The sequence below is a fragment of the Psychrobacter sp. C 20.9 genome (genome assembly GCF_001921765.1).
Classification (GTDB): domain Bacteria; phylum Pseudomonadota; class Gammaproteobacteria; order Pseudomonadales; family Moraxellaceae; genus Psychrobacter; species Psychrobacter piscatorii_B.
In genome coordinates, this window is record NZ_MRYC01000014.1 from 76,617 (window position 1) to 88,019 (window position 11,403).

Below are 11,403 nucleotides of genomic sequence, written 5' to 3' on the forward strand. Positions count from 1 at the left end.
ATTAGGTCATGCGCCAGTTAAGTACCCAAGATGCCGATTTTGACAATCAATTGACACAACTGCTTGCCTTTGAAACCGTCAATGATGCTGAATTATTGCATACCGTTGACGATATCATCGCACAAGTACGTGCGGATGGTGATAGCGTCGTATTGGCATTAACTCAGCAATTCGATCAGCATCCAGCGACAACGATGCAAGAGTTAGAGCTGTCTAAAGAAGCACTTGCCGATGCATTTGCCAATCTGGATGAGAATGTAAAAACGGCATTGACCACAGCAGCTACTCGGGTACAGACCTTTCATGAGCGCCAAGTGCAAGAAACGTGGCAATATGAAGATGAGCTAGGCAATCGCTTAGGTCAAAAAGTCACACCACTTGATCGCGTTGGCATTTATGTGCCGGGTGGTTTGGCATCTTATCCATCATCAGTACTGATGAATGCCATCCCTGCCAAAGTGGCTGGCGTCGCTGAAGTCATCATGGTCGTGCCAGCACCTAAAGGCGTGCTCAATCCATTGGTATTAGCAGCAGCACATTTGGCTCAAGTTGATCGTGTCTTTACCATTGGCGGCGCACAGGCGGTAGCAGCTTTAGCCTACGGTACCGAAACCATTCCAGCGGTGGATAAAATCACAGGGCCGGGGAATAAGTATGTCGCGGCAGCCAAACGCGCAGTATTTGGACAAGTCGGCATTGATATGATTGCAGGCCCCTCAGAAGTGTTGGTATATGCAGAGGGTGAAGCGCAAGATCGAGCTGATTGGCTCGCGATGGATTTGTTGTCGCAAGCAGAGCACGACCGTATCGCTCAAGCTATCTTTGTGACGACCAGTGAAGAGCAGTTAAAAGAAGTCGAGTTAGAGATAGAAAGAGCACTCGCTGAGCTGCCAAAAGCAGATATCGCGCGTGACTCGCTGCAAAATCGTGGTGCACTTATCTTAGTGAAAGATCGTAGCGAGGGTATGGCACTGATTAATCGTATTGCCCCTGAGCATTTGGAGTTATCCGTTGATAACCCTGATGCATTGCTAGAGGATATTCGTCATGCGGGTGCTATCTTTATGGGTCGTCACACGCCTGAGGCGATTGGCGATTACTGTGCAGGACCGAACCATGTATTGCCAACCTCTGGTACTGCGCGCTTTTCTTCACCTTTAGGTGTCTATGACTTTCAGAAGAAATCATCAATTATTTATTGCAGTGAATCCGGCAGCAAGCCATTGGCTGAGACGGCTGATATTCTAGCGCAACGTGAGGACCTAGAAGCCCATGCGCGCTCAGCCCGTTATCGTTATCAGTAAGTTATTTTGAGCGTCTTCATTTTTACTTTTGATAGATATTTTTAATAGTCTGTATGGCTAATTAGTAGGATAATTTATGAGTGAGTCAAAGATAGATACCAGACTTTGGTCATCTAAAGCACGCAACTTGTCACCTTATGTGCCGGGTGAGCAGCCACAGCACGACAATTTATGCAAACTGAACACCAATGAAAACCCCTTTCCGCCCTCACCAAAAGTAGGGGAGGCAATCGCTAAAGTACTTACCCAGCAAGCGCAAGAGCTGCGTTTATATCCGGCACCTGAGTCTAATGACCTGCGTGCTGCATTGGCACAAGCATATGACCTTGATGTCAGCCAAGTGTTTGTCGGTAATGGCTCAGATGAAGTATTGGCGCTTATATTCGCCAGTTTCTTCCTAAAAGAGCGTCCGCTTTTATCACCTGATATTGGCTACAGCTTTTATCCTGTCTATGCACAGACTTTTGGTGTGCATCTTGTCAAGATACCACTAGAGGAGGACTTTAGTATTGACCCTGATGCTTATCGTCAGCCTTGTAGCGGCATTATTATTGCCAACCCAAATGCGCCAACAGGTTTACTCCTATCACTTGCTGATATCCGTAAGCTAGCCAGCGAGCATTCCAATGCGGTGATTGTAATTGACGAGGCATATATTGATTTTGCGCAGGCTGATGCAGACAGTACAGGCTCGCAAGTCTCAGCGGTCAGCTTAATCAATGAGTGTGACAACGTTATCGTGACGCAGACCTTTTCAAAATCACGGTCACTTGCTGGTTTACGTGTTGGGATGGCCTTTGGTAGTGCTTCGTTGATTGAAGCATTGACGCGTATGAAAAATAGCTTTAACAGCTATCCGCTTGATAAGCTAGCGCAAGCTGGTGCGACGGCAAGTGTGCTAGATGTAGATTACTTTGAGCAGACTCGTCAGCAAGTCATTGATTTGCGTACGTCATTGACCGAAGAGTTGACGACGCTGGGCTACAAGGTACTGCCCTCGCATGCAAATTTCATCTTTGCCCGTCCAAAAGAGGGTAATGCAAGTGCTGTGGCGAGTACATTGCGCGGTCAAGGGATTATCGTTCGCCATTTTGATAAGCCGCGCATTAATGAGTATTTACGTATTACTATTGGCACCTCAGATCAGCATGAGCGTTTGATTAATGCGCTAAAAGAGCTGCATACAGAGACTAGCATGACGGCTGATTAATGGTTTACCTGCTTGTGAGTAGATGCTATAGATAAGTACTAAAAAAGCCTGCTAACGCAATGTTAAGCAGGCTTTTTTCTTTAGAGGCCAGCACAAAATAGTACTTCAGTCATTTATAATTTTTTCGCCAACACCGCCAGTAGATTGCCTACCTTATCTAAGCACTCTTGATATTCAGCATGACAATCAGACGCGACCGTAATACCGCCACCCGCCCATAGATTTATGTGTTTTTCTTTATTAAATTCATCAGTTAATGAAGCACCAGCTTGCAATGTACGAATGAGTACATTCCATTGACCACTGCCATCAAAATTCATATAACCCATGGTGCCGCAATAAGCACCGCGTGGTGTAGACTCTAGCTCAGAGATAATTTCGACGGCTCGTTTTTTTGGTGTGCCAGTGATAGAGCCAGCAGGCAGACTACCAAAGAGTACAGCCAACGGGTGAGTATCAGTTTTTAGCTCAGCAGTAATAGTGCTGACCATATGATGCACGTTACTAAAGCTCTCAATCTCAAACAGTTGCGGTACTTTTACGCTACCGATTTTGGCGTATTTGCCCAAATCATTACGCAGTAAATCTACAATCATGACATTTTCGGCGCGGTCTTTTTCGCTATCGACCAGTTGCTGCTTATACAGATCATCTTGCTCGTTAGTAACACCTCGCGGCATGGTTCCCTTGATAGGCTTGGTGCGAATAGAGTGTTTGCCAGTGTCGATTTCTCTAGTGAATGTAAAAAACAACTCAGGTGAGCAGCTTAACAATTCAAAATGATTGCTGTCTGCGACAAAGCTGTCGCTTCTATTTAGGTAATCACCACCATTGCCCTTAACGCTCACATAGCCTGCAAAAGGTGCTTTGGTATTATGATGTAGCGCAGGCAGATAATCGATAAGCGCTGAAGTTGGTTGAGTCGCATCGTTTTTATATGGCAGATAGCCAGACCACTTTTGCGTTAGGTTGATTTGATAGCAATCGCCTTGCTGTAGATAGTCTTGAGTACGATCAAATGCTTGCTGATAATCACGCTTACTCCATCGTGCCGTTAGGACGACAGGTATAGTATGTGATGTGTGCTTAGATTGTGCTTGATTGAGATGTTTGTCGGACAGCTTTTTATCCAGTTCATCTAGGTAGGATGTCAGAGCAACTATGAACTCATCTTTTGACTTGTTGCCGACAGCTTCATTAGAGCTGCTATTGGTTTGAATACTTTTTAGCTCCCAACCGGTATCAGTATTGGCAGCAGGTGTTAGATAGATATCGTAATGCCCTAATGAGGCACAAGGCTGATTTGCCAATTCGATTCTGTCTGCAGGACTTAACTCATAAGCAGCGATATCGTAACCGATAAAACCAATCAGACCATGATGATAACAGGGTTTTGTGCTTTTCGGTTTTACGTTATTTGAGCTATTACTATCAATCTCATAAGCTTTGCTGTAAGCAATAAGCTCATTTTGCCATTCTAGATAACTCATATAGGCTGTCATGGTATTTTCGCTATGAGTAGAGCAGTTATCACGGCAGTTTTTAACCACTCTATAAGTATTGACTGAATCTTTAGAAGGTTTTTGATCAGTTGGATAAACCGACCAGCTGACTTTAGGCAGCAAGCCAATTACTGGTCGTCCATCATTATTTAACCAAGCCAATTGCCAATTTGCTGCATCATCTTGGTTAAGTAAATGGCGTCTTAGCTGTGGCATTAATTCAGCCGCTGACAAATCACCAAAACGCCAGCTAGTTTTGGTAGCTGGCGATGGCGCAGAATCTGTCTGCCCAGTTATATTAGAATTTGGTACAGGCATCATTTAAGCGTCGAATTTTTTGATGATGAGCGTGGCGTTAGTACCACCAAAGCCGAAGCTATTGCTCATCAAGGTTTCAAGGTTTGATTCGCGCATTTGAGTGACGATATCGAAACCTTCAGCTGCAGGATCTAGGTTGTCAACGTTGATACTTGGAGCGATAAACCCGTCCTGTAGCATTAGTAGACAATAAATCAGCTCTTGTGCACCAACAGCGCCCAAGCTATGACCTGTCATTGATTTGGTTGAGCTGATAGCAGGTACTTTACTGACGTCGTTATCAAAAACTTTGGCAATCGCCTTAAGTTCTGTGATATCGCCTAGTGGTGTGCTGGTGCCATGGCTATTGATATAATCAACGCTTTCTAGACCAGCTTCAGCTAAGGCTTGTTGCATACAGCGTACAGCGCCTTCACCACTTGGGGCAACCATCTCGGCACCATCAGAGGTAGCACCGTAACCCACTATTTCAGCCAAGATATTGGCGCCACGTGCTTGAGCATGCTCTAAACTTTCAACCACAACCATCGCGCCACCAGCAGCAATCACAAAACCATCGCGATCTTTGTCATAAGCTCTTGAGGCGAGTGTTGGTGTGTCGTTATATTGCGTGCTGACTGCACCCATCGCATCAAACATACAAGACTGTGTCCAATGCTCAGCTTCACTACCACCAGCCAATATTACATCAGCTTTACCCAGTTGGATAAGCTCAGCGGCATGACCGATACAATGAGTCGAGGTCGCGCAAGCAGAGGCAAGCGAGTAGGAGACACCTTGGATTTTTAGACCAGTGGCTAGGGCTGCTGATACTGAGCTGCCCATGGTTTTAGGTACAGCCATCGCGCCGACACCGCGTAGACCTTTTTCACGCATGGCATCTACAGCGTTCACGATGTTTTCTGTTGACGCACCGCCTGAGCTTGCGACCACACCCACGCGTGGATTGTTATTGATGGTGTCAAGTGACAGTCCTGAATGTTCAATGGCGTTTAGTGCACTGACATAAGCGTACAGACTGGCATCACTAAAAAAGCGTTTGAGTTTACGATCGATACCACTAGTATCCAGTTCTGATTGATTAATACTACCGCTCACGTGTGATTTAAACTCGTGCTCAACATAAGAATCATTAAACGTAATACCAGACTTTCCTTCTTTAAGAGCAGTAGTGACCGTGGCTAAATCATGTCCGATACAAGAGACAATCCCTGCTCCAGTGATAACGACGCGACGCATATTCTATTCCTTGTAAGTAACGATTTGCCGCTATTAACAGGCAATAATCGTTGTAAATCTATATATGAGGTTTAACGATGAATGAATTTGAGTATTATAGTGAAAAAACAGTCTATGTAGATAACGATAGCATGAATTAAGATAATTACAGCCTATTAAAGACGATATCAATTCAGTGTACAATTATGCTCTAACTTACGGCACATGATAACGTATCAAGCGTTGAAAATCTTTGGACAAGTGTAAAATAATGGCGAAATAGCCTCTATCGCTACAAGGTAATGAGAAAGTGAGTGGCTATAAAACCCTTTTTTAAGCAGTTGCTTTACTGTTTATGAAAAACAATATGGGTGAGCTAAAGGCTATGGTTAAGTCAGACAAAAATTAAGTTATACTTTTAGATACAAAATTTGTGACAGCGATAACATTGTTCGCACTGACAAAGACTACAGCGATTGACTAAAATAATTGCTTAAGATTACTAATACTAGAATAAAACCAATCATCATATTAAGGACATCACGATGGCAAAGCCTAGCACTCTTTCAAAAAGTATCAATACTATTGGCTCTTTCACACGCAACAACCTAGAGCGCGTGGGCTCCATGATTGATAGCATGAATGCCAAAACAGGCAAACCGCGCCAATACAAAGCGGTAGATTTAGGCGATGAGGATTATCAACAAGACTTATTTCGTGAGCAAACCTTAAAGGCTACGCAGCAATTATTAGGTCCACGTTTTGCTACTTATGGCAAATATGCCAAAAAAGTCGTACCAAACAGCTTTTTTCAATCGACAGTAGATAGCGCGTTTGCTCAAGTTGCGAAACTTGCATCAAACTGGAGTCAATTGGATTTACCGAACGAGCATCGCTTTGCCAATATTGCTACTTTAGATGATGAAGAGCGTTATGCACTTGCAACTGACATCGCTAACCAAAATCGTGCACTTGCAGCAATGGGCGGCCTTACGGGTTTAGCAGGGCTGCCAGGTCTACTTGCTGATACCTTATGGCTATTATTGGTATCTCTACGTACTGTCTACCAAATTGCAGCTATATACAATAAGCCGCTCACAGGTAAACAAGGTGTGAAAATGGCATACGAATTGCTCTCAAGTGCCGATCTAAGCAAAATGCAAGAAAAACAAGCATTGCTAGCAGGTATGGGTATCGGTAAAGGTTTGCTGGATAATGCTCAGAGCCACGGGTTGCATAGCGAGCTGAAGAACTTGGGTCTAAAAAATCAAAACGTAAACTACTATGCTGAGCAAATAGACAGTATTGCTAGCCAAGTAGGGATCGATTTGGACAAAATAAACCTATTATGGGTTCGCCGTTTTATTCCCGTTACAGCAGTAGCCATCGGCGTACATTATAACAGTCAGTTGATTGATGAAGTGATTGGCGTTGCTAAAGCGACTTTTGCGCCAGAGGCAAAACTTGCCAATCGTGCCATTACTGATGACAGTAGTAGCGAGGCTGAAGTAAAAAAAGCCAGTAATAACGATGCGCAGAAAGACACAGAAAAGACAGAAGAAAATAGCGATACAGAAGAAACCAGTAGCAAAAAAGACTCAGACAAGCAAACGTCTGATAAAAAAGCCAAGTAATAGACATATTATTTGCTAGTTAGGTTGTATATTAATAAGCACAATGGTATTTATCTTGGTTCGGTTGAGTAGAGTGACTTGAAATCAGGATAAATACCACCACTTAGTTACTATCAAGTAGCATTTATATTCGAATATCTTTTCTTAATGATGCTTGAGCTTGCCTTGTTTACTTTATTTATGACGCTGTTTTTCGGCGAAAAAACGATAAAGTGATATAAGGCGAGGATGAATGCATATCTATCAAATGTTGTAAAGCGAAACCATTCATAAGTGGTTGAAATAGCAGCAACAACTCTTTATAATACACTGTCCTAAAAATGGGTGCCCAGAAATCTGCAATTATTGTCAGATAGATGGTGCATTGGCCCATTTTTTTGTTTTATACCAAACGGGAGAAGGATGCCTTATGGCAACAACTAACCAATTGATTCGTAAAGGTCGCAAAACCATCAAGGAAAAGTCAAAAGTTCCTGCGTTGGAAGCGTGCCCACAGCGTCGCGGTGTATGTACTCGTGTATATACTACCACGCCAAAAAAACCTAACTCTGCCATGCGTAAAGTATGTCGTGTACGTTTGACTTCAGGCTATGAAGTATCAAGCTACATCGGCGGCGAAGGTCATAACCTACAAGAGCACAGTGTTGTTCTAATCCGTGGTGGTCGTGTAAAAGATCTACCAGGTGTACGTTATCACACTGTTCGCGGTGCATTAGATTGCGCAGGCGTTAAAGACCGTAAGCAAGGTCGCTCTAAGTACGGTGCTAAGAAGCCTAAAGTTTAATAACTAAACGTTATTAACAAAGCTTTTTGTACTACCCAATAACTGTGCATGGGTTTGGTGTCAGTAGTCATATTACTTTTATATAAGTGATTTGCTCTTAAAACATACCACCATGCAGTAAGGCTAACTGATAACTCACTGCTATACCCTAATGATGAGTAGTCGATGTTGTGAATGTTAGACACTCCTGAAGATAAGGAAATTTATTATGCCAAGACGTCGCGTCGTTGCTGCCCGTGAGATCCTACCGGATCCTAAGTTTGGTAGCCAAACTGTTGCAAAATTCATCAACCATGTAATGAGTGATGGTAAAAAATCTACTGCTGAGCGTATCGTTTACGGTGCACTTGAGACAGTAAGTGAGAAGCGTAAAGTTGAAGATCCAGTATCTTTCTTCGAAGAAGTGCTTGAAAATGTACGCCCAATGGTAGAAGTAAAAGCTCGCCGCGTTGGCGGTGCAACCTATCAAGTACCAATGGAAGTACGCCCCTCCCGTCGTACTGCCTTGGCTATGCGTTGGTTAGCTGAAGCTGCTGCTAAGCGTTCTGAAAAATCAATGGCTTTGCGTTTAGCTGGCGAATTGAATGATGCTGCTGATGGCAAAGGCGCTGCTATGAAAAAGCGTGACGAAGTTCACCGCATGGCAGATGCTAACAAAGCATTCTCTCATTACCGTTTCTAAGCTACTTTTTAACAGTAGCTTGAGATTAGAGGCTCATGCCATTTAATCTTACATTGTTGTTTATTCTATTGATTGCCGCCATCATCATTCGGTCATATATAAATGTTATTTATTGATGACTGAGGTGGCGGACATCTATCCAGATGTCTCTCTTAACAAATACAGTTTTTGCTGGAGAGCATCCCAAATTTGATGCCGCACTATTCTTAGTATTTGCTCTTTTTTTGTCCGTATTAGGCTCAATAATCAGTAAGTAATATTACGAAGCTGAACGCTTTGTCATAGAGTATGAGGTAGAGACACAATACATTATTATATACACGACTTTTCCTAGGAAAACACTATGGCTCGTAAAACTCCCCTAAAACGCTATCGCAATATTGGTATCTCAGCGCACATCGATGCTGGTAAGACAACCACTACAGAGCGTGTTTTATTCTATACCGGTGTTAGCCACAAAATTGGCGAAGTACATGATGGCGCAGCCACTATGGACTGGATGGAGCAAGAACAAGAGCGTGGTATTACTATTACCTCAGCGGCAACAACTTGTTTTTGGTCAGGTATGGCTAAACAGTTTGACGAACACCGTATCAACATCATCGATACCCCAGGTCACGTTGACTTCACGATCGAAGTTGAACGTTCTATGCGTGTACTTGATGGCGCTTGCATGGTTTACTGTGCAGTAGGCGGCGTTCAGCCACAGTCTGAGACCGTATGGCGTCAGGCGAACAAATACAAAGTACCACGTCTTGCATTTGTAAACAAAATGGATCGTGTTGGTGCTGATTTCTATCGTGTTATCGAACAGATCAAAACTCGTCTTGGCGGCAAGCCAGTACCATTGGTTATTCCAATTGGGAAAGAAGATGACTTCGAAGGCGTTGTTGATCTAGTGACTATGAAAGCTATCTATTGGGACGAAGCGTCTCAAGGTATGCAGTATGATGAGCGTGATATCCCAACTGAACTACAAGACAAAGCGGACGAGTATCGCGAGTACCTTATAGAAAGCGCTGCTGAAGCCAATGAAGAGTTGATGAACGAATATCTAGAAAACGGTGAATTGACTGTAGACCAGATCCACAGTGCTATTCGTCAGTTGACTATTGATAACGAAATCATCCCACTTCTTTGTGGTACTGCCTTTAAAAACAAAGGCGTACAAAAGATGCTAGATGCGGTTATCCAGTATCTACCAGCACCAATTGACGTACCTGCTATTAAAGGTATTCTTGATGACAAAGACGAAAGCGAAGGCAGCCGTGAAGCATCAGATGAAGCACCTTTCTCAGCACTAGCGTTCAAAATCATGAACGACAAGTTCGTTGGTAACTTAACCTTCGTACGTGTTTATTCTGGTGTCATGAAGCAGGGTAGCAGTGTTTATAACCCAGTTAAAATGAAGCGTGAGCGTGTTGGCCGTATTGTACAGATGATGGCAAACTCTCAAGAAGAGCTTGCAGAGATTCGTACAGGTGATATCGCAGCCCTAGTCGGCATGAAAGATGTAACGACTGGTGATACGCTATGTGACGAAGACAACGTGATCACGCTTGAGCGTATGGAATTCCCAGATCCAGTTATCTCTCTAGCGGTTGAGCCAAAGACCAAAGCTGACCAAGAAAAAATGTCAATCGCGCTTGGCCGTTTGGCAAAAGAAGATCCATCGTTCCGTGTACACACTGACGAAGAATCTGGTCAGACGATTATCAGTGGTATGGGTGAGCTGCATCTAGAGATTCTTGTTGACCGTATGAAGCGTGAATTCAACGTTGAAGCAAACATCGGTGCACCTCAGGTTGCTTATCGTGAGACGATTCGTAACACTGTTGAACAAGAAGGCAAATTCGTACGTCAAACAGGTGGTCGTGGTAAGTTTGGTCACGTATGGTTACGTCTTGAACCACTTGATCCAGCTGGCGACACTGAATATGAATTCGCTGAAGAAGTTGTTGGCGGTGTAGTACCAAAAGAATTCCACGGTGCTGTTGATAAAGGTATCCAAGAGCGCATGAAAAACGGCGTACTTGCTGGCTACCCAGTTGTTGGCGTAAAAGCAACCTTGTATGATGGTTCTTATCATGACGTTGACTCTGATGAATTGTCATTTAAGATGGCAGGTTCTATGGCCTTCAGAAAAGGTTTCTTAGCAGCTGATCCAGCGCTACTTGAGCCAGTGATGAAAGTAGAAGTTGAAACACCTGAAGACTACATGGGCGACATCATGGGCGATCTTAATCGTCGTCGTGGTTTGGTACAGGGTATGGAAGACCTACCTGGTGGCACTAAACAGATTCGTGCTGAAGTACCATTAGCGGAAATGTTTGGTTATGCCACTCAAATGCGCTCTATGTCACAAGGCCGTGCAACTTACTCAATGGAATTCCAAAAGTACGTTGAAATTCCAAAATCAGTTGCTGCTGAAATCATCTCTAAGTACAACTCTAAAGATGATGACGAGTAAATAAAGCTTACTAAAGGTGACAATATAGAGTATCTCTGTGTATTGTCACTAAAGAATAGGCCAATAACTTGTTAAAAGACTTGTTATTGGTCGCAATTTTCTTATAATATCTGCACATTAGTATGTGTAACCTTTTAACAATTATCTTAAGGTGACCAAGATTTTCTTAATTGTCATATTTATATGAATTAAGCCTTGGAACCAAAAAAAAGAGGAAATACCCATGGCAAAGGCCAAGTTTGAACGTAGCAAGCCACACGTCAACGTCGGTACCATCGGAC

8 protein-coding genes are annotated in these 11,403 nt (G+C 43.4%); 6 read left to right on the top strand and 2 right to left on the bottom strand.

The window, feature by feature from the left end; genetic code table 11:
* Positions 1-8 precede the first annotated feature (8 nt).
* Positions 9-1,304 (top strand): histidinol dehydrogenase, encoded by a 1,296-nt coding sequence (hisD, locus tag BTW00_RS10350; RefSeq protein ID WP_075107343.1) that lies wholly within the window; start codon positions 9-11, stop codon positions 1,302-1,304.
* Between the two features lie 76 nt (positions 1,305-1,380).
* Entirely contained in the window at positions 1,381-2,514 is a 1,134-nt protein-coding gene (hisC, locus tag BTW00_RS10355; protein WP_075107344.1) for a histidinol-phosphate transaminase, read from the top strand.
* Between the two features lie 113 nt (positions 2,515-2,627).
* Here the strand turns inward: hisC and BTW00_RS10360 are convergent, their stop codons facing one another.
* Both BTW00_RS10360 and BTW00_RS10365 read right to left on the bottom strand, forming a co-directional pair.
* The gene (locus tag BTW00_RS10360) at positions 2,628-4,334 is read right to left on the bottom strand and encodes an anthranilate synthase component I family protein (protein WP_075107355.1); all 1,707 of its coding nucleotides are present in this window, start codon (positions 4,332-4,334) and stop codon (positions 2,628-2,630) included.
* 3 nt (positions 4,335-4,337) lie between these two features.
* On the bottom strand, positions 4,338-5,573 hold the full coding sequence (locus BTW00_RS10365; RefSeq protein WP_075107345.1) for a beta-ketoacyl-ACP synthase II: 1,236 nt from the start codon (positions 5,571-5,573) through the stop codon (positions 4,338-4,340).
* A gap of 524 nt (positions 5,574-6,097) precedes the next feature.
* Between BTW00_RS10365 and BTW00_RS10370 the strand changes: the two genes are divergently transcribed.
* From BTW00_RS10370 to fusA, 4 genes are all read left to right on the top strand, one after another.
* Positions 6,098-7,186, top strand: a complete 1,089-nt coding sequence (locus tag BTW00_RS10370; protein ID WP_075107346.1) for an EcsC family protein — start codon at positions 6,098-6,100, stop codon at positions 7,184-7,186.
* Between the two features lie 409 nt (positions 7,187-7,595).
* On the top strand, positions 7,596-7,970 hold the full coding sequence (gene rpsL / locus BTW00_RS10375) for a 30S ribosomal protein S12 (protein ID WP_011281154.1): 375 nt from the start codon (positions 7,596-7,598) through the stop codon (positions 7,968-7,970).
* 208 nt (positions 7,971-8,178) lie between these two features.
* Positions 8,179-8,652 carry a 30S ribosomal protein S7 gene (rpsG, locus tag BTW00_RS10380; protein ID WP_057761735.1) on the top strand — a complete coding sequence of 158 codons (474 nt, stop codon included), beginning with the start codon at positions 8,179-8,181 and terminating at the stop codon, positions 8,650-8,652.
* A 343-nt stretch (positions 8,653-8,995) separates the two neighbouring features.
* Entirely contained in the window at positions 8,996-11,122 is a 2,127-nt protein-coding gene (gene fusA, locus BTW00_RS10385; RefSeq protein ID WP_075107347.1) for an elongation factor G, read from the top strand.
* Positions 11,123-11,403 lie beyond the last annotated feature (281 nt).